General features: G+C 44.4%; 15 protein-coding genes and 1 pseudogene. 10 read left to right on the forward strand and 6 right to left on the reverse strand.

Going from position 1 to position 20419, the window contains the following annotated elements:
• Positions 1-23 precede the first annotated feature (23 nt).
• From BVG16_RS27640 to BVG16_RS27670, 7 genes and pseudogenes are all read left to right on the forward strand, one after another.
• Entirely contained in the window at positions 24-3353 is a 3330-nt protein-coding gene (locus BVG16_RS27640) for a sugar-binding protein (RefSeq protein WP_078502433.1), read from the forward strand.
• Positions 3350-5089 (forward strand): hypothetical protein, encoded by a 1740-nt coding sequence (locus BVG16_RS27645; protein ID WP_078502434.1) that lies wholly within the window; start codon positions 3350-3352, stop codon positions 5087-5089. The genes BVG16_RS27640 and BVG16_RS27645 overlap by 4 nt, the downstream gene beginning before the upstream one ends.
• A gap of 220 nt (positions 5090-5309) precedes the next feature.
• Positions 5310-7506, forward strand: a pseudogene (locus BVG16_RS27650) (MMPL family transporter).
• Between the two features lie 127 nt (positions 7507-7633).
• Positions 7634-8860, forward strand: coding sequence for a sensor histidine kinase (locus BVG16_RS27655; RefSeq protein ID WP_078502435.1), 1227 nt, complete (start codon positions 7634-7636; stop codon positions 8858-8860).
• Positions 8857-9507 (forward strand): response regulator, encoded by a 651-nt coding sequence (locus BVG16_RS27660; protein ID WP_078502436.1) that lies wholly within the window; start codon positions 8857-8859, stop codon positions 9505-9507. The genes BVG16_RS27655 and BVG16_RS27660 overlap by 4 nt, the downstream gene beginning before the upstream one ends.
• Positions 9508-9523: 16 nt before the next feature.
• The gene (locus BVG16_RS27665; protein WP_158081817.1) at positions 9524-10237 is read left to right on the forward strand and encodes a DUF3153 domain-containing protein; all 714 of its coding nucleotides are present in this window, start codon (positions 9524-9526) and stop codon (positions 10235-10237) included.
• Between the two features lie 516 nt (positions 10238-10753).
• Positions 10754-11332, forward strand: a complete 579-nt coding sequence (locus tag BVG16_RS27670; protein ID WP_078502438.1) for a hypothetical protein — start codon at positions 10754-10756, stop codon at positions 11330-11332.
• Positions 11333-11454: 122 nt separating this feature from the next.
• Here the strand turns inward: BVG16_RS27670 and BVG16_RS27675 are convergent, their stop codons facing one another.
• Positions 11455-11901: an OsmC family protein gene (locus BVG16_RS27675; RefSeq protein WP_078502439.1), complete on the reverse strand. Its 447-nt coding sequence runs from the start codon at positions 11899-11901 to the stop codon at positions 11455-11457.
• Positions 11902-12475: 574 nt separating this feature from the next.
• A complete protein-coding gene (locus BVG16_RS27685; RefSeq protein WP_078502441.1) occupies positions 12476-13405 on the reverse strand; it encodes a DMT family transporter in 930 nt (309 codons plus the stop codon).
• Positions 13406-13519: 114 nt separating this feature from the next.
• On the opposite strand from BVG16_RS27685, the gene BVG16_RS27690 reads away from it, so the two are divergent.
• From BVG16_RS27690 to BVG16_RS27700, 3 genes are read left to right on the forward strand one after another with little or no spacing between them, the layout of a single operon-like run.
• Positions 13520-14962 (forward strand): aminotransferase-like domain-containing protein, encoded by a 1443-nt coding sequence (locus tag BVG16_RS27690; protein ID WP_078502442.1) that lies wholly within the window; start codon positions 13520-13522, stop codon positions 14960-14962.
• A 42-nt stretch (positions 14963-15004) separates the two neighbouring features.
• On the forward strand, positions 15005-15502 hold the full coding sequence (locus tag BVG16_RS27695) for a hypothetical protein (RefSeq protein WP_078502443.1): 498 nt from the start codon (positions 15005-15007) through the stop codon (positions 15500-15502).
• 20 nt (positions 15503-15522) lie between these two features.
• Entirely contained in the window at positions 15523-16203 is a 681-nt protein-coding gene (locus BVG16_RS27700) for a hypothetical protein (RefSeq protein WP_078502444.1), read from the forward strand.
• A gap of 307 nt (positions 16204-16510) precedes the next feature.
• Here the strand turns inward: BVG16_RS27700 and BVG16_RS27705 are convergent, their stop codons facing one another.
• The 4 genes from BVG16_RS27705 to BVG16_RS27720 all read right to left on the reverse strand — a co-directional run bounded on the left by BVG16_RS27705 (position 16511) and on the right by BVG16_RS27720 (position 20101).
• Positions 16511-17896 (reverse strand): ADP-ribosylglycohydrolase family protein, encoded by a 1386-nt coding sequence (locus BVG16_RS27705; RefSeq protein WP_078502445.1) that lies wholly within the window; start codon positions 17894-17896, stop codon positions 16511-16513.
• A gap of 108 nt (positions 17897-18004) precedes the next feature.
• A complete protein-coding gene (locus BVG16_RS27710) occupies positions 18005-18853 on the reverse strand; it encodes an AraC family transcriptional regulator (protein WP_078502446.1) in 849 nt (282 codons plus the stop codon).
• A 325-nt stretch (positions 18854-19178) separates the two neighbouring features.
• A complete protein-coding gene (locus tag BVG16_RS27715; RefSeq protein WP_233147196.1) occupies positions 19179-19568 on the reverse strand; it encodes a hypothetical protein in 390 nt (129 codons plus the stop codon).
• 131 nt (positions 19569-19699) lie between these two features.
• Positions 19700-20101 (reverse strand): PH domain-containing protein, encoded by a 402-nt coding sequence (locus BVG16_RS27720; RefSeq protein ID WP_158081818.1) that lies wholly within the window; start codon positions 20099-20101, stop codon positions 19700-19702.
• Positions 20102-20419 lie beyond the last annotated feature (318 nt).

Below are 20419 nucleotides of genomic sequence, written 5' to 3' on the forward strand. Positions count from 1 at the left end.
TTTATAAAAAAGGAGTGAAATACATGATCAGATGGAAGCCTATACTTGCCAGCTTAACTGTGTTTATTCTCCTATTTTCCTTATTCTTATCCTCTTCCCTCGTGCGAACCCCCGAATCCACAATCTATGCAGATGATAATACCCCAGAATTGACAGTAGGTGATTTCGAAAGTGCTGACGAAGCTTGGGATTTCTTGATCGGTAGCGGGGGTGCGCTTGGAAACGGTGAGTTCAGTCGAGATGCGTCGAAATTTCACTCGGGGAGTTCCTCTGGAAAGCTGCAGCTAGATTTCAGCAGCAAATCGAGTTATACGAACAGCTATGTTTCTTTGGAGAAGTACTTATTTAAACGTGTTCTACCTACGAACGCGCTGGAACTTAGCTTTTGGGTGAAGACAGCGGATATGGCGAAGTTCGATCTGATATTGGTCGACAATTCGAATCAGAACCATCAACAAACAATTCAATTGGATCCAACAACGGAGTGGCAGAAAGTGACTGTAAGCTCCTTTACATCGGGAATCAATTATACGAATTGGGGCGGCAGCAACGATGGCGTATGGCATGGTCCGTTAAAGAAAATGTATTATAAACTGACCAAAGCATCGATGAAATCAGGTAAAACGATGGGCACGATCTGGCTAGATGATATTCGAGTGAAGGTCGAAACCCCTGATCTGGCGATTGCCCAGGTGCAAGTTGGAAATGTCTTTGCAGGTAATCGATCAGCCGCTTTTGACATTCTCACCACAGGTGATGTTATTCAATGGAGTACGAAGAATGCGTGGGGAGAACCAGTATCTTCGGGGACGGCTCCTGTAACGGATAGCAAACTACGGCTAAACCTAGCGATGCCTGAAGATGGATATTATCGATTGAAGGTAGAAGCGTATCAAGCACAAACCTTAGTCAAGGCCACAGAAACGACATTTGCGATTCTTCCCGAATTCGATCTTTCTGGTGTATCAAAGTCTCCATTTGGCATTCAAACACATTACGGTATCAATTGGAATAAAGAATCCATTCCACTTCTTAAATATGCTGGCACCAAAAACGTACGAGATTCCTTCTATTGGTCAGAAATTGAGGTCAATAAAGGTCAATACACGTTTAATCCGAAGTTCACCCTTCCGATGCAATATTTTAAAGAGTTTAACATTGATCCATTCCTCGTCTTCGCGTTCAGTAATAAATATTATGACGAAGGCAAAACACCCTATTCAGATGAAGCGCATACCGCCTATGCGAACTATGTAAAGGCTATGCTTGGGAAGTTCGGCAATCAGCTGAAGTCGGGAGAAATGTGGAATGAGTTCAACTTGCCTTATTTCGGTGGAAATGGTCCCGCTGCCTCAAGAGCGGATGTCTACTTCAATGTGCTGAAGAAAGGTTATGAAGCATCCAAATTGATTCGTCCAGATCTGAACGTCGTTGGTGGAGCTACATCAGGAATTCCTGAAGAGTGGTTGAAAGACCTATTCGATCTCGGAGGACTGAATTATATGGATGCGCTCTCAGTCCATCCCTACCGCTATCCGCAAACACCCGAGGGGTTAATCGAAGAGATTGATCGCTTGAATCAGCTAGTGCGCGATCATAATGACGGTAAGACCATCCCTCTGTGGTTCTCGGAGGTTGGTTGGCCAACGCATTTGAATCCAACCGGTGTGGATGAAAATACACAGGCTGCTTATTTGATCCGTACCTATGTTCTAAGTATCGCTGCTGGTGTTGAAAAAGTATTTTGGTACAACTTGATGGATTCTGGAACGGATAAGCTTAACAACGAGCATAATTTCGGAATCATCCACAATACGGGTGATGCGCTCGGATCCTATACCCCCAAACCGGCCTATGTGGCTCTTGCCACACTTACAAGACAGCTAGCGGATGCGAATGCTGTAAGTCAAGATGTAACGGATGGACTCTATCACTATGGTTTCGAAAAAGATAACGATCGCATTCATGTCCTATGGTCCTTGGACAAAAAAGATGTCACCTTAAATACGCAGGTTCCGCTAACGGTGACGGATATGATGGGGAGGAAGATTACCTATACGCCGGTACAGGGGAAAGTATACCTAACGTTGACTGGAGAGCCCCTGTTTGTTCAGGGAGACATGGACAGCATTATTCAAGCCAGTCCGTTATCCCTGACCAGCACCCCCTCTTTTACGAATGACCCCGTAACGCTTACATTGCATGTCAACGATCTCGGGCAAGGAGAGGCGCTTACCGCCGAGGTGAATTTTCAAGGTGTAACGAAAGAAATTTCCATAAATCGAACGGGAGATTACAGTGTTCAGTTTCCGGGGATTGAACAGATTGGAAGCCAAATGGCGACGGCAACGGTACGAACGACTGGGGGAGTATTTGCTGGGTTATCTGATCACGTCCAGATCCAACAGGCCGAGCAAGTATCATCGAAGCATGTGGTGAAGAACGGTGCTGACGTGATGGAAATAACGATTGTGAATGAAAGACCTACCAAACGTCATATAAAACGGATGGATTGGAGCATTGGGTCATCTACGGGTTCGGAAGCTTATAACGTAGTTATCCCTGGAAATACCGTGCATACAATAGACTTCCCGTTGTCGGGAATAACAGAGGGAACACTGCAATCCTATCAATTTAAGCTGTATATGAAAGATGGGGCGGTATTGAAAAGCGATGGGAGTGTCAAGCTTGTTCCACCTGAGTCAAGGGTTCCACTGGTATTTCGAACGGTTGGCTCTTTAGATGATCTTCAGGATGTGGCAGGAATTGATCTAGTTACTGACGTTAATTCGAGAATAGGCTCCTATAACGGTCCAGAGGATTTCAGTGGCACGGTCTGGGCTACGTATGATAATGATCATCTATACATGACTGCTCGCGTCCATGACGATGTGTATTCACAAACGAAGCAAGGTAGCGAAATCTGGCAAGGAGATAGCATCCAGTTCGCCGTATCTGCAGGGATGCCGGGAGAGAATTTACAGTGGTATGAGTATGGAATGGCCTTGACATCCCAAGGACCCGAACTCTATCGGTGGATGGCCCCACAAGGAATTGAGACGGGATCTATCGTAAGCCCTAACCTGCAAGTAACAAGAGACGAGGCGGCAAAGGATACGATATACAAGTTGGCTCTCCCATGGAGTGAATTGGCGCCGATTGTTCCGAGCGATGGAATCCTTAGTCTGTCGATTGTTGTGAATGAGAACGATGGTAACGGTCGTAAAGGGTATGTGGAATGGGGGAGTGGTATTGGTGCAAGTAAGCAATCCTCTTTGTTCAAATCCATTCAATTACAGCATGTGAATATCGTAGATCCAGAATGTGAAGATGAGGTGAGGAGTCAAGAATGAGCCTGTATAGACAATTTTTCGATCATAAAGAGCTTTTATTGAGAAAAGTCATTTCACAGGAAAAGGACTACGACCCGCTGGTTCATATGCTGCTTCGACCCTTGCACACGCCAGGATATCATACGACATTAACCTCTGATGTTTATCCACTAGTTCATCCAACACATCCATCGTTGTTATATGCCGCTTCCTTGTTAAATACGGAATCTCCTGAATATGTGCAGAGGGCTTGTGATATCATTCAATGCGTGCTTACGCTGCAAGATCGTGACCCAGACCGAGATACCTACGGCATATGGCCATGGTTCTATGAAGAGCCGCTTACACAGATGGCTCCTCCTGACTGGAACTGGGCTGACTTTTGTGGGAAAGAGCTTGTGCTTGCAGCCTTGCTTCACGGTCATCGGTTACCTGAAGAACTGAGGGAGGACATACGTCAAGGGATAAGCTGTGCTTGTGATGCCATCATGAAACGGGATATGGGACCTCACTATACGAATATTTCGATCATGGGGTCATTTGTGACCTTGATTGCTGGAGAACTGTATGGTAAGCAGGACTATGTGGATTATGCATTACAGAGATTAGAAAAGTTGAAGCAATATACAGAACGTTTAAGGACCTTCCAGGAATTTAACAGTCCACATTATTCTGTCATTGCCATCGTCGAGTTGTCAAAAATCTATACGTATTCCATGAACCCACGGGCTAGGGAGATTGCGAATGACCTATTAGACATTGGTTGGCACATGGTAGCAGAGCATTATCATCCAACCTCCCAGCAATGGGCCGGTCCGCATAGTCGCAGTTATAGTACACTTCTGAGCAATAAAATAAAATCATTTTTACAAATCGCTACGGACAATAGGTTGTTTTTCTTCTCCGATGACGATCTTGAATATGATGCGGAGTGGTACGGCAGTGGTTGCCGATGCCCGGAGGCTTACTTGAATCTGTTCATGAGCGAAGAATCTAGGGTACTTGAGCAGCCCTACTATCGTAATGAGGATACTGGATTCGTGAAATGGGCGAAAACGAGGATGACACCCCAATATACGATCGGGATATTCAAACATGAAATCATGTGGAATCAAACACGGGGACTCGTCGCTTATTTTGAGAATCATGGGGCAGCAACGTATTTACAGATGCGCTGCTTACATGATGGTTATGATTATTGTTCGGGGGTACTCAGCGTTGCGGAGGAAGAAGGCCATCTTCTACTTGGTGTACGATTTCTGACGAATGGTGGAGATACACATCCGGGTTTGGATCGTATTGAGGGTTGTATAGAGGCATCGGATTTCCGGCTTCGGATGGAATTCGGAGGTTGTTTAGCTGGTGTGCGCATTGCAACGGAAGGGGCAAAAGCAGAAGTAGAGATCAACGGATTACCTTTACGGGTTGATAACGTATATGCTGCCTTCGACGAACTATTGGCAATTGATTGCGGCGAACAACGAGACTGGAATTGGGAAGTGACAGAGCTAGAACAACGTATTGGGTTAGATTTCGTCATATATACGGGAGAGCGAAGAACACTAGACTTCCATGCGTTAAATAGAGCAGCCTTTTTGTTCTCATTAGCGATTGGAGAAGTGGTAGAGACAATGCCAGACATATCGGTTATCGAAGAAGCTGGTCATGTCACAGCACGAGTTGTAACAAGTCATTGGAATCGCTTACCTCTCGAGCTATCCATCGCAGTAAAACCGAATGATATCCATCCCGTCTAATAACAAATGTAGGCATTCAAAAAGAGCCGCCATGCCGTTTGCATGGGGGCTCTATCCATGCATCATTGCGTGGTCCCAGTGAAAAGAAGCCAATTTGTCATGGGGTCCCTAAAGGGCATGCCCAAAAGTACATGCTGAAAATGCCCGCATGTACGATTTCAATCCTCTGCTTGGACGATATAATGACAGATATTCATGCAAGTAGAGGAAGGTGATTACCATGGCAACATTTTTGTATAAACTTGGAACATTTGCTGCTCAAAAGAGAAAAAAGGTCTTGTTTGGAACCTTAGCGGTACTCATTATCGCCATTTCTCTTGGCCTTGGTATGGGCATTCATTTAAACGGTGAAATAACCATTCCCGGCACAAAATCTGAGGAAGCGATGAAACTACTGAAAGAAGAGTTCTCACAAGGAAAAGGCCCTGAAGGCGGCACGATCCAAGTGATTTTCAAAGCCCCTGACGGTCAAACGCTAGCGTCGGAATCAACTCAAAGCAAGATAGCTAAGACGCTAAAGTCCATATCTGAAGACCCTGAGATTGCATCGATTGTCAGCCCCTATGAGGCAGGAACAATTAGCTATAACAAAGAAATTGGATATGCGCTAGTCACCTACAAATCTGAGGCGTTACAAGTCACCGATGCATCTAAAGAACATGTATTGAAAAGTGTGGAGCAAGCACGAAGCGAGGGCTTGCAGACTGAACTCGGAGGAAGCGTCGAATTCACGAACCTTGAAATAGGCGGCAAATCCGAGGTCATTGGCATCATTGCTGCATTTATGATCCTAGCTATTACATTCTCATCCTTGCTCGCTGCTGGCTTACCTATCCTAACAGCAGTATTAGGACTGGGAATTGGCGTCATGTCCGTTATTATTGCTTCTAATTTTATTGAAATGGCTTCGTTTTCCTTGATTCTAGCTATCATGCTCGGGTTAGCTGTCGGGATCGACTATGGCTTATTCATTATTTCGAGATACAGACAAAATCTTGCAGAAGGCAAAGGGGTAGAGGAGTCCATTGCGCATGCTAATGCTACCGCCGGCAGCGCCGTTATTTTCGCCGGATTGACGGTTATTATTGCCCTTGCTGGATTATCCGTAACGGGAATTCCATTCATCACGGTCATGGGCATAGCGGGAGCATTTACGGTACTTGTTGCCGTAATCATTTCCGTTCTAGTCGTTCCTGCGCTACTTGGGTTTGCAGGTGAACGGATCCGTCCGAAGTCAAAAGCTGCTTCATATCAAGATCTCCGTAAAGACAGTGATCACACGAATCGTTGGGGACGGTTCATCACGAAGTATCCTCTACCGATCGCAATTGCGGGCATTTTATTATTAGGTGCAATAAGTCTGCCTGCAATGCATCTACAAACGGGTCTTCCGGATAAAGGTTCTAAATCGATCGACACAACGGACCGCCGTGGGTATGATTTGATCGCGGAAGGGTTTGGGCCCGGGATGAACGGACCGCTCGCTATTGTTGTCAATGCGGAAGCAGCAGATGACGCGCAAGCGACATTTGCGAAGGTAGGGAAGGAACTAAGCGAGCTGCCGAATGTGGCAATGGCAACGCCGCCGGTCACGAATGCAACGGGCAAAGTAGCCATGGTAACGATTATCCCTGGAACCGATCCAAAAAGTGAGAAAAACCGATTTGGTTCATATGATCCGCGATAAGGCGGCTGAGTTTAAGCAACAGGATCATGTTGAGGTTATGGTTACAGGTTCAACGGCAGTGAATATTGATATATCCGAGAAATTAAATGAGGCTTTGCCGAAATTTGCGGCTCTGATTGTGGGACTAGCATTAATTCTTCTCATGATGGTATTCCGTTCCATCTTCGTGCCAATCAAAGCCGTGTTAGGTTATCTCCTCACGCTTACGGCCACACTTGGGTTCGTCGTATTTGTTGTTCAAGATGGCAATCTGGCCAAGCTTTTCGATATTCCTGCAGCAGGTCCAGTGCTAAACTTCTTGCCTATATTAACCGCCGGCATTCTATTCGGCTTGGCTATGGATTATGAGGTATTTCTGGTCAGTCGCATGCGCGAAGAATTTACCCATTCGGGAAATGCGAAAAAGGCCGTATTGTCTGGTCTTAAACATAGCGGCAGCGTTGTAACGGCAGCTGGTCTGATCATGATTGCCGTGTTCGCAAGCTTCATCTTTGTCGAAGATGTTATGATTAAATCCATGGGTTTAGCATTATCGTTCGGCATATTGTTCGATGCATTTATTGTACGACTGACAATCGTGCCTGCGGTTATGACCCTTATGGGCAGTTCGGCTTGGTATCTCCCGAAATGGCTTGGACGCATTTTACCAAATATCGATGTTGAAGGTGAGTCTATTGAAAAGAACGAATCGGAAGTTAAAGAGAGAAATCGTCTAGTGGAATCGAATTGAAATCTGCAAATTAGTGCCCAATCGTACATGAGTGTTTTTGTCCTTATGTACGATTTTTTTATGTTTACTATAAGGTAAGGTATAATAGAAAACATGTTATTATTACAAGAACGAAAGGGGAGGACACATGGAAACGGGGAACGAGTTCAAGCAGTGGTCGCAAAAAAATCAATATAACGACTTACCCGATGCCATGTTTAATGCCAGAGTTCCGAGCATGACTTGGGTTTTTTTCATTTATTTCATATCCATGATTGTCCAGGTTCTGCACGAGCCGTCATTTATTTCTCTGTCCTTCTTTTCGGGATTGATGCTTCTCCACGCCTCATTAATTTGGCACTTCTCATCGCTTACGGAAAAATATCCTTGGGTCTATTTCATGATTCAAGGCCTGATTATTCAGGGATGTGCGCTGATTATGGATCAAGCCACTTTTATGCTATTACTAGGAATGTATCCCGTTTTGACGGGTCAAATCGTTGGTGTCTACAATCATAAAATCAAAATGGTAATGCTGTCCGTTTTGTACTATGTTTTATTCCTATCGACTTTCTTCATTATGGGACAAACCGAATTGTTGATTTTAATGTCGATTTTGTACATAATGATGACCGTCATTTTCGTTTCTTTTGCCGATTTATTTCTAAAGCAGGTACATGCTCGGATCCTTACCCAAACCTTTCTTGAAGATCTGGAGCGCGCACATCGCAAGGTGGAGGAATTGACATTGGCGAACGAACGCCAACGAATGGCTCGAGATTTGCATGATACGCTGGCCCAAGGTCTGGCGGGTATCATTATGCAGCTGGATGCGGTCGACGCACATTTGACGAAAGGTAATTCCCAAAGAGCTCAAGAAATCGTCCAGCATTCCATGGTTCATGCAAAGAAAACATTATCGGAAGCCAGATTGGCCATTGATAATCTCCGTTCAAAAACGTTTGCGACGATCGACTTCTCAGATGCCATTCGTGAAGAAATCGAAAGATTCAAGAATGCGACCGGCATTCAAGTATTTCTTGATATGAGCATGGATGGCAGCATACCCAAGTTAATGATGGAGCATGGACTTTACATTATAGGTGAATGTTTAACGAATGTTGCCAAGCATGCAGAAGCCAAGCATGTATGGGTATACGTTCGTATAGAGGACGAGAACATGCACCTTGAAATCAAAGATGATGGGAAAGGCATTTCTTCGAATCATAGGGGCTCTAGGTCTGGACATTACGGAATAATCGGTATGAAGGAGAGAGTTCGCATCTTAGGGGGATCGCTTATTATAACCAATAATATCCCTTGCGGAACTTTGATAATGATTGATACATCCGAAAAGAAAGGAGAGAGTTCATGAAATACAACGTGGTTATTGCGGATGATCATCTCGTGGTCAGAGAAGGGCTAAAGTTTATTATTGAGACGAATGACAATTTTCAAGTCGTCGGAGAAGCGGCAAACGGTGAGGAGGCCCTGAGATTATTGGAGTCGGTTACGCCTGATGTCATTCTTATGGACTTAAATATGCCTAAAATGAGCGGTTTGGAGACCATGAAGGAGCTCAAAGTAAGGAACTTCGATATCCCTGTTGTGATATTAACGACATATAATGAAGATGAGCTGATGATCAACGGGTTGGAATTGGGGGCCAAAGGATATCTTCTGAAAGATACCGGTAGAGATCATCTATTCCGCACGATCGAATCCGCTGTTCACGGCGACACGTTACTGCAGCCTGAAATTATGGAAAGAGTATTCGCGGCAAGAAACAAACGCCATGATGCGCATGATATTTCTTCAGAGCAAACGCTGCTCTCCGAGAAAGAGCGAATTGTTCTTCTGGCCATTGCGCGCGGTTATCGAAGCAAAGAAATCGCTGGCGATATGGGGATATCCGAGCGAACGGTCAAAGCTCATTTGACAAACATCTATAACAAACTAGGAGTGGATTCTAGATCCCAAGCGGTTGCTGTAGCGATCGAACGGGGTATCGTTCAGTTATAAGAAAGGAATGAAATTTGTGAAATCACGCTATCGCTGGATTCCAGTCGGATTGTTGCTTCTAAGTATGTGCATCCTTTCATCTTGTGCAAAAGGTAATGCCCATTTCACGATACATCTTAATGGAATGGCCGAATTCGAAATGAATTTGTCGGTAAACAAAGACACGCTTACAAAGATTGGTATGCCTGAATTGATGAAACAAATTACTGAACAATTTCAGGATAAAAGTATGGAAGTGAAGCCATACGATGAGGGTGGACGGGTCGGATTCACTTTATCCCGAACCATCAACCTTCGCGACATGAATAATATATCCTTACCTCAGGGGATTACGATAAAGCGGACAGAAATGAATAAGTTTTTTTATACAAAAGAGCAAGTTATCGTAACCGTTGATATCGAAAAGCTAATTTCCAATAAAGAATACGGGGATTGGTTACAAAAGAACCCTGTTACGTCATTTGTGAAAAATCTTGTGCAAAGGCAGATCGACTTTGAAATTCTCCTTACGGCGCCGCTCAAGCCAGGCTATAACAATGCGGAAGAAATCAGAGATCATGGGCGAACATTAGTATGGAACTTGAAAATATTCGAACCTAACCATTTTGAAATAAACTTCACGATACCTAACATCAGAACGATTGCTTATTCGGCAGGTATTTTGATCGTGGTTCTTATCTTGCTGTGGTCTGGAATTAGAATCAGTAGAAAACGGAGACGGACGGACTGACGGACTGAAGCGCCGGCTTACGCAGTCGATATTTCATTTTCAATCCAAAAAATACTTCGAGATGAGAGAAGTGAAGGTCTAGTTTTTTATTAGAATATCCGAAAAGTTATTTATTACTTCTCAACACATAATTGTTGATTCCATAAGGATCTAAGGTAGGCGCTTGCGGCGTCTACCTTAGATCCTTATGTCAGTTTGAGGACACATTTAGCTGCTCCGATAACGAATCAATACCGACGAATAGGCTAATTCGGATGAACCTAAATACGTTTCACGATTTGGAAAATTTATTAGTAATCAGAAGACGCCTGATGTATATATCGATAGTTTGGATCAAAGGATTTGATACTTGCAATATTTCTGCCTTAGGAGGAGGGGGAACAAACTGATGATTGATTCAATATGGAAAATAATCAGTATATCTCTTGTTATTGCTAGGAAGTACTCAAAATCATAGACTTTCAAAATTTAGGATTATATATTTGGTTTACAATTAAAGAAAGATGTGAGGCTCTTATGAAGAAAACTGTATATCTTATTGTTGTAATATTATTGTTGTTTTCTTTTTTTATCGTAAAGTACAATAGTGGTGCAAAAACCATACAAGAAGCGTTAAGTATTTCACATCCAGAGCGGATAGTTATTCTTCATGAAGAAAAAACGAAAGATGGAATTCTCGTATTTTATCAAATTAGTAAGAATGATTTTTCAGCTGCTGTTGTAAAAAAAAGATTCGGAAACTATAGAGTTATGTATAGTGGAGCCCAGGGAGAAATTCATTTAACCTTAGATCGGTTTGGTTTTACGTACATGTTTTTTCCAGCCATAAAAAATACATCTTTCCCTATATATTTTGGCCTTATTAGAAATCCAGAGATAACTCAAATAAAGATTGTAGAGAAGAAAAGAAATATGGAAGAGAAGGCTAAAATTATTGAGGGAACAGATGCTAGAATTTGGTTGTTGGATATGAAGAAATTTGAGGGATCAGAATTTCAGATCATTGCGCTTTCTGAAGATAATAAGGAAATTGCTAAAAGAGATGACAATATTTCGCTGCAAGTAGCCGATCAAAACCCGATTCAAGGAGAATGATATAACATCGCATCTGGATATATTTCAGTTGTAAAATACCAGTTACGTAACGAATAAGGGCTGCAAAGTTGCTTCTATGCAACCTTGCAGCCCTCTATGTATTCTACTAGGGAGTTAATGTCTCAATTTTCAATAACAACGCGATTCAGCTTGAGATTCACCGGGTTGGCAATCGTGTCACCCACAGGGCATTTGCTCTCCAGAAATTGCACAAATTGTTCGACTTTCTCGGCAGATGAATTGGTCTTGATGTAGAACGTGTATCGAATATCGGAGTAACCGGGGCGGACTTCAGATCGGTTAAAAAATCCGTCGAGATCCAGATTACCTTCAACATCTACCCTAAAATCTTCGAGCACTACATCGAATTTGGGGGCATAGACCCGAGCTACAATGGATTGGCATGCACCCAGGGAGGCAAGCAAAGCTTCGACAGGATTCATTCCCGTGTCCGTACCGCCAAGGTTTTTCGGCTCGTCAATGACCAGCTCGAAATGTCTTACATTTGTAACGACTTTGACCCCGTCTTGTAAATGGGCAGTTGCTTTGAACGTTTGAACATTAGGCATGTATTTACTCTCCTTTTTGGACAACCCAAGTGTGGTTGGGTGTTTCGCAGCATTTTTTAATATATACTATTATACTTGGTTTAGTAAGAATTATAATTCTACTGATAATATCTGTCAATCTGATATTCGGAACATATTCGTTGACCTGGGTAACTTGAAAATTATTTTTGGATGGAATAGGGTAACATTGGCCAGGAAAACCCGGAAAACTCGGACTAAGGAGCTCGAGGGCACTGAAAAACTAATGTTTTTAACCATAACGATGATGAAGATTTAGATGAAGATTGCTATGTTGGATATATCCACTAACTTTAACGGATTTGCCTATATTTAAGCGTCTATAGTGTATATTTCCAACATACTAGGATGAAAAACACCAATAATCCTCAATTTGCGAATCCTATCCTGTATTCACTCCAACATAGATGAGTACCGAAGCTCATCCGGACCTCCTATCCTGTATTCATTCAATATAGGTGATTCATAAGGCTCATCCGGATGAAAAAATCGAGGAAGGCTCATAAAGTTTAAGGTACTTATTCAATACTCTCAAGGAGCTCCCGGGTTATTTTTATCAGATCGTTTTGCGTATTTCCTTTCCCGCATGTTTGCTTTTGAACACGAAGGATCTCAAATTATTCAGGTTAACCACAACAATCCCGATGATAATCGTGATTCCGCCGACCACCGATAAAACCGAAACAGGCTCATCATACAAAACAGCGCCAAGACAGAGGGCAATCAATGGCGAGATATAGAGCCAAGTGGATGGAAACACGGGATTGGTTTTGGCGATCAGCCAGTAGAAGATGGTGTGTCCTGTCATGGAACCGGCGATGATTAGATACAAAAGCGACAAAATGGCGTTTGGAGCGAGCACTGCTCCCATGTGAATTTCTTCAGTGAACAGGGATAAAACCAGAAGCATCCCTCCGCCGTACATCATCTGAGCTGCATTCAAGGCGATGGGTGACGTATCTTGAAAACGCTGCACGACACGGCGCGAATATACGGCACCAGCGGAATAAAAGACTTGGCCCAATAACACGGCCGCGCATCCAAGCACCCAAATCCTGCTATAGGTGACGGTAAGGCCAGGCAATAGCAGCAAAACGACGCCGACAGTCCCTGTGAGGCAGCCTGCTAAGGAGCTGAGCGAAAGCCGCTGCCGGGCAATGACGGTTTGAAGCAACAAAATCATGAGGGGGGCCGTTGCCGACAAGATTGCTGCAATGCCGGAGCTCAAATATTGTTCGGCCCAATATAATGTTGCGAACACGCCGAAGGTTAGTCCCGCTCCCGTCAATAACATCTCCTTATGGAGCAGAAGGGAGAACCTCGCTTTACGTCTGACAACCATATATAACATAAGAATGCTCCCTGCCAGAAGAAAACGGAGGCCAGCCGAGAAAAAAGGCGGCGCTCCCGCATCAATCCCTATTTTAATAGCCAAAAAAGTCGTTCCGAAAACTAGGCACATTATCAAATAATTTATCAATATCATGTCCATACCTCCTTATATTTCTATATCATAAAGGGGAGGGAACAGAACAGTTAGAATTAAATAGAACAGATGCTGTAGAAATCCTTTATAATAGGAGGAAAAGGGAGGGGCGATATGAAAAAAGACGTTCTTTCGAATGTTCATTCGGATAAACTTTTTGAACAAGTGTACGACTATCTTCTGGAGCGGATCAGACGCGGGGAGTGGAAGGTACATGAGAAGCTCCCTTCGATTCGCGTACTGGCGGCGGAATTCGAGGTGCACCGCTTAACCGTCTTCAAAGCTTACCAATTGCTGAAACAAAACCGCAAAGTGTATGTAAAAGATAAATCCGGATATTATGTGCAGCCAGGCAGTACGCTGCCGCTCGCCGCGCAGCAGGACCCGATCGTTGCTGCTTATGTTCATGAAAGCTGTCTTTCCGAAATCCATCAGGTGGAGGCCGTTTATCAATTTTCCAAGGCTTTACTGGATCCTAATCTACTGCCGAACCGGTATTTTTCTGAATACGTAAAAAAAGTGTTTGATATTTATCCCAAAGTGTTAGGGACCTACTCTACAACGCAGGGGGATCTGGAACTTCGCGAAGCTCTATGCCGATATTTTGCAGACAAACATCATTTCGATCTGACCAAGGATGAAATACTGATCACCTCCGGTTCGCAGGAAGCTATCGATCTAATCGCCAGAGTGCTGGTCAAACCGCGGGATACCGTATTGCTCGAAAGGCCCACCTATAGCCCGGCGATTGACGTGTTCAGAAGACAGGGAGCAAATATTGTCCCGATTGATATCTACCCGGACGGCTACCGTCTGGATCAGGTGGAAGAGCTTATGCAAAAATACAAGCCGCGTCTTTTTTATCTCAATCCTACCTTCCAAAATCCAACGGGGTATACCGTTCCTGCGGAACAACGGAAAAGGATTGTGGATCTGGCGGCTCAATATCAATGTCTATTGGTAGAGGACGACCCTTGCCCGGATATCTATTTCGGAGAAGAACCTCCGCCGCCTTTTTTCGCTTACGATACGACCGGGTGCGCGATATATATTCGAAGTTTCAGCAAATACATTGCCCCGGGCTTGAGTATTGCCATGGTGGCCTGCCGTCCTAGCTTCATGACCTATTTGGTCAAGGCGAAATCGCTATCGGACAGCGGGACGCCTTTGCTGAACCAAAAAATCTTTTTGCATTATTTCTTTTCAGAACGCATGCAGCAGCATTTGGAGAAGCTCCGGACAGCGCTGGCGATCCGCAAGGAAATTATGGAAGAAGAGTTGTCCGCGACTGGCTGGCAATGGAACTCCCCGGCGGGCGGATTTAATTTGTGGATCAAGCTGCCGGAATCTACCCCGATGGAAGGCCTTCTCGGCAAAAGCATGGAGCAATCCATTACCTTTGTGCCAGGCTCCATCTGCGACCCGCGCAGGGAACTGAATTCCTGGATTCGCATGAGCTATTCCTATCTGAATGAACTTCAGCTGCGGGAAGGGTTGCGACGATTCGTCAGCGTGTTCCGTCAGTTGTCTTCAGGAAGGAAATCAGATCATTTATAATAAAATCTTGAACTGGAACATCGGAAGAAGAGAGGAATTTGTTTGAAATATATAAAAGCTTACGGACTTGAGGAAAATGAGTTTTATTATTTTGAAGTTGATGCTTACATGACCGCTTATCGGCAAGTTTCTATTACGGACGACCAATATATCGTTTCAATCGCACCGGATTTTCAGTTAAGTGATCAAGAAGTGGAAATGTTCGACGGGGATGAAGCAATCTCCATTGAATTATTTAACGAGGTTTGGGAAAAGGCTGTAGCGCCATACAAGGCTACCTGGGTGCAGGTGAAACAAAACTATTTGCCCACAGATTCCGTTACAGGTACGATAATGATGTTCTATCCACAGGGTGTAATCATTAGGTTAAGCCACGATGTTTATGCGGTTGCGGATGATATTGAGTTTAGACGGCATACTCGACCGGAGCATATGTATCCAGGGTATCGAGTTCATGGTACGGTCAAGCATTATGATGATAACAACTTCTGGCTCGTGCTTGAGAACTGTAAAGTGACAGGTGAGAAAATGAGTGTTTAACCGTGGAGGTGATTATAGATATGAAAAGCTGGACAACAACGATACTGCCGGATCCAACGCGATTGAAAGAGAGAATGCAGATTCTATCTGCGCTGGATGCAATATTATGTGAAGAAGAATGGCTTCGGGTTCACCATTATGAGCAATCCTGGCAGCCGGGGGTGGATTTGGGTGTGGTCAAGAACGGTGCTGGGGATCATTTCTACGTGATATTTATGAAGGAAGGCGTCTTGATTAAAGGCTTTGACCATGAGTCTCCACTCAGCCCGCATGCTAGGGAGGATGGGGAGATCTGGCCGGGCATGTACGATGAGGTGCCGGAAGCCTTGCTTACTCGCCTGCAGAACATCAGTGAATCTCTTGAAGCGGATGACGTAACCTTTTGCCTATGGCATATGGTGAACGATCCATCGTGGCGCAGCGGCGAAATGCTTGGCTTGGACGAGGTGGATGAAAGCGATCGGGACGGAGGAGCGGATTTTTTATTCGGCTATCTGGCGGAATCATCCGCGAGCTATGCAGAATGGGCTGAAGATTATTTCGACCTATCAATACCGCTGCCACTTGATGTCGTCAGCCAAATTTATCACGGAAACCAGGTAGAGAAGGGCTGGATTACGGCTTTGAATCCGATGAGAGAAGTTCAGGAAGTACTAATGGACTTGAAAAAAATCGGGATCGACGACTCCCGGCCAATATGAAAGACCTAAGAGGTGTAGCGAGCTCTCTCAATTGAGTCTTTGCCGGGAAAATTCGTCTTTCCGCCCGCAGGAATCACGACCGACCCGTTATCCGATCAGACCTGGATTGTCATGGAAGACCATTTTATGCGAGACCCCGTAGGAACAGGTGTTTTTCCAAGGGCGACTTGAGTCCGATTGCAATCGTGGAGGATTGAAACGAAGAAAGTACTACAACACGTACATCGTGCGGCAGTACTTTCTTTATTTCTCTAATGTTATTCCTATATTTTATTATAGATTGTTGTCGGAGAACAAAACATACTTCTCACGACTGCTGTAATTTGCGGAAGACATTGTAGCTTCTACGAGCACATTCTGAGATCGCAATCGGGTGGAAGCCGCTAACATCTGCATATAGGGTATCGTTTAGCGGTTCTATCCACGACCCTGGGAGCGCTGATGCTCCAAGCGATGCACCAAGAATAGAACCGACCGTAGCACCATTGCAATCCGTATCCCAGCCGCCAAGCACAGCTGTCGTAATTCCTTTTACAAAATCGCCACCGGAATGAATGAGTGCAGCCGCGCATAATGCGGCATTATTATTCGTATGAACGGGGTGGTAATGCTTAAATGACTCCCATATTTTACTCACGAGTTCTACTTGGTCATTCGTTTCCTCGGCGATCCTTACCGCCAATGCAACATCTTCTGCCAAACGGCTGTTTTTCGGAATTTCACTCAATCCGATCTCAACGATCCGTTTCACATCACTTTCAACGAATGCAGCTGCAATCATAGCTGAACAGAACATGGCGCCATAGATCCCATTCTTCACATGGGAAAAAGAAGCATCCCGCCATGCGAGCTCAGCTGCAAGCTGGGGCTGACCGGCAGCACCATATGCATAGCCGTCAACCCGGATTTGGGCACCGATCCATTCGCGGTATGGGTTCAAATAGGACCGTCCCCAATGTATATGCTGTTCCCAATCGTCCGGTTGATCCCCGCTAATATACGAAGTGACACGTGCAAAATTTAAGTATGACTGTGCTTCCGCCGTGAACACCTGACCAAATGACAAATGACGATGCCAAAGTTTGCCAACATGCCATGAATTAAAATCCAGTCCGCGCTCTTCAAGCATAAGCAGACCAAGCACCGTGTAACGAATATCATCATCTGTTTCCATAAAGCGAATATTGTCGCCACAACTGGCCAGACTGCTCCAACGGGCAATATCAATACCGTACTGGGCTTGAGCAGCAGATTCACTTGGTGTATAGTGGCGAATCGGCCATTGCCCAGCACCTTCAAACCATAGCTTAATATTGTGCCAGCCTGGTCTGTCACCAGAACCGAACATGAAAGAATGAGCCTCCAGCGGCTTGCCAAGCGCACATCCAGCCGCACGGCCGAGCCAAGCGCCATAAAACTTGTTGTGCCATTCATTGTCGTCCCATGTACTGGTCATTATGCGCGGTCCTTCCGGTCGTTCTGCGCGAATCGCTTCCAACGCGGATGGCTCGGTATACTTAAATTCCGCGCTGGGTACAAGTGCCATTAACGCATGATATACATCCATTAGGTGCGATTCATTCGTACCGGCTGCGTCCAGACGCTCCATGAAACCTGTTACGTCGCAACCTTCCTCACGGCGTTGGGTCATTTCTTCACGGACAATTTCTCTCAGTCCAATCCATTTCGTCATACCGAATTTCCTCCTGAAGTATGTAAAATTAAAACGATTGCATTCATTATAATCAACATCATCAGCAATGACTTCTCAAATGATAAATACGATACTCTCATTTTTTGCTTAGTGAGCAACCCCTATGGATTGACGATATACAATCGGAGACATGCCAACGATCTCTTTAAAAACCCGGTAGAAGGTTGGCAAGCTTTGAAAGCCACATTCGAATGCGATATGAGCAACAGCTTTGTCCGTTCCAGTTAAATCCTGCTTGGCTGACTGAATACGCAATAGGGATACATAGTCCGAGAATCGATAACCTGTCGTTTCCAGAAATGCCCGACTCACACGCGAGACACTTAGACCAAGTTCATCGGCCAGTTCTCCGAGGCTAATCGGCTCACGATAACGCTGCTCGACCAAAGCGGCCAGCGATTGTATTTGACGAACGGACTGTACCATGGTCTGCCGCTCAACTTCCGTGAGCAGCCCGTTATAATGGCGCAGAAGGCGCCCGCATAGTTGAATAAGTGCGCTTTTGGCCATCGCCAGATAACCCGCGGATTTCACCTGCAGTTCTTCTGCTATGGCCAGTATCCAAGGTGTAAGCTCCTGTGCAAGCGCTGAGCCACCAGCAATATGATTGCAAAAATGAGTGGATCGATATGAAAATGGCAGCAATAGTCCGGGTTCTTCTGCCAGCAGCATTGCAGCATCAAAGTTAATGAAAAGATAGCGGCTCGGATCATCTGGATCTGATTGAGCAATGTGCCGTTCTTCATTATTGACGATGAACAGATCGCCAGGACTCGCTGCATATCGTTTATTGCCGAAGAAAAAGGCACCTTTGCCAGACAAACAAAGACCGATTTCCAGACTTGCGTGCACATGTGGCGACTGTCGGTATGTGGCAGGCGTCCATTCGAAAGCATTGATTGGGATGGGATGATCATAGGTAATATGCAGCTTCATCGTGGCATTTACCTCCTGACAGTAATCATTTTGACGGAGTGGGGTGCTAACTCTGAGATTAAGCACACCGTGGACAAGGATTTCAGGTAGCGCAACGGAATGGAATTGGTATTTGGGCAAAACATTCAAATCTGAGGGCGATAACTAATTGAGATAACTGGGAAAATCCGGTACTTCCTAATCATCGCTTGAAAGTCATGGTCAGGATTTCTGATCTTAGTGAATACAAATTTCGGTGATGATGACGGAGAAGGGATAGAGTTCTCAGATATAATCTAAAACTCTATCCCTTTGATTCATGAATTTGCAATTAAACAATAACTTCTTAGAACGGTTTCCTAATAACTTTGATGATGCGTGTTCCACCGCGGATAAGCCTATTTGCTTGTTCCCGGTTAATTCTCACAAGTACAGAAACGTCAGTCGTGTTTTCAACGTCAAAGACTGAAAAAATACGACCATTCGCGAACAACACACCTTTCAACTCAACTTTCTTTCCTTTACTCGGTGTTGGAGGCGTTTTTTGAAATATCGTACGCATAACACCCGCACGAATGAGACTTCTTGCTTGTTGTGCGGTCGTTCGAACGCCGAATACTGGGTCAATTTCAACCCCAGGTGATTTTGCCTCCACCTCAACAATGAGAAAAAAGCGGTTTCCAATCTTTGCTATACTATTCGCTCCAATGGTTACCGGCTGCATGGTTTTTGCCAAGTTTCATCACTCCCTCGCACTATCATATGGGGGATGAAATGTCTTGGGACCTCGATAATCGCCCAATCACCTTATATTTCGATTTCTGGTTTCATGATTGCTTGTACCCACTCTATTGTTAAGTGGTGCGATTAATTAAAATACTCTCCTTGCGAGACAGAGCTTAGGATATTCGCAGCATTACGCATGGGGTTCTGGCTTGCTTGGCTTGTGACAATGCTATCGATTTGAGCGTAAACCTCTCGTGGATTTTTGATGGATACGAGCACTTTAATCGGTGTATCCACATCAGCGACATTCAGATGAATCGAGCCACAGCCAAACACTCGTTGCCAGAATGGTAGTACTAGGCTTTTATCCAACACTTTGTAAAAATCCATTTCATCTTCGACCAAGTTGAAGAATCCTGTTCTTGTGACTAATCTTTTTTCATATACAAAATATTTCGTGAATGAAAGCGGCAGCCCGAAAATCGTACATTTTCTTCCTTCCCATATTAATGCACCTCGCGTTGTTGATTCCGTTCCTGACATATAATGACCTCCAATTAGAGTATGTTTGTTTTTCATAAAATAATGAATACTCCTTCTAAGATACATGATTTCATAGAGTGATTTCAAGGTCGTTCGATACAGCATGCGATCAAATTTAGACCGAACTTAACTTTTTCATAACCACTTCGTCCCTGGATAATTATAAAATAATACGTGCTTGTTGAGTGAACATATCCGTGGCATGATGCCATGAAATAAGGCATATTCGCTCTGATCGGATTATTTGTATATGTCATGTTGATTCCGTGAATTCTATAGAAAGCTCATAATAACAAGTTTGATGAAAGATCATTATTA

The organism is Paenibacillus selenitireducens (genome assembly GCF_002021565.1).
Lineage (GTDB): Bacteria > Bacillota > Bacilli > Paenibacillales > Paenibacillaceae > Paenibacillus_K > Paenibacillus_K selenitireducens.

Coding starts and splice junctions, on each gene's coding strand:
- BVG16_RS27640 (WP_078502433.1), top strand. CDS start 24: ATGATCAGATGGAAGCCTATACTTGCCAGCTTAACTGTGTTTATTCTC.
- BVG16_RS27645 (WP_078502434.1), top strand. CDS start 3,350: ATGAGCCTGTATAGACAATTTTTCGATCATAAAGAGCTTTTATTGAGA.
- BVG16_RS27655 (WP_078502435.1), top strand. CDS start 7,634: ATGGAAACGGGGAACGAGTTCAAGCAGTGGTCGCAAAAAAATCAATAT.
- BVG16_RS27660 (WP_078502436.1), top strand. CDS start 8,857: ATGAAATACAACGTGGTTATTGCGGATGATCATCTCGTGGTCAGAGAA.
- BVG16_RS27670 (WP_078502438.1), top strand. CDS start 10,754: ATGAAGAAAACTGTATATCTTATTGTTGTAATATTATTGTTGTTTTCT.
- BVG16_RS27675 (WP_078502439.1), bottom strand. CDS start 11,901: ATGCCTAATGTTCAAACGTTCAAAGCAACTGCCCATTTACAAGACGGG.
- BVG16_RS27685 (WP_078502441.1), bottom strand. CDS start 13,405: ATGATATTGATAAATTATTTGATAATGTGCCTAGTTTTCGGAACGACT.
- BVG16_RS27690 (WP_078502442.1), top strand. CDS start 13,520: ATGAAAAAAGACGTTCTTTCGAATGTTCATTCGGATAAACTTTTTGAA.
- BVG16_RS27700 (WP_078502444.1), top strand. CDS start 15,523: ATGAAAAGCTGGACAACAACGATACTGCCGGATCCAACGCGATTGAAA.
- BVG16_RS27705 (WP_078502445.1), bottom strand. CDS start 17,896: ATGACGAAATGGATTGGACTGAGAGAAATTGTCCGTGAAGAAATGACC.
- BVG16_RS27710 (WP_078502446.1), bottom strand. CDS start 18,853: ATGAAGCTGCATATTACCTATGATCATCCCATCCCAATCAATGCTTTC.
- BVG16_RS27720 (WP_158081818.1), bottom strand. CDS start 20,101: ATGTCAGGAACGGAATCAACAACGCGAGGTGCATTAATATGGGAAGGA.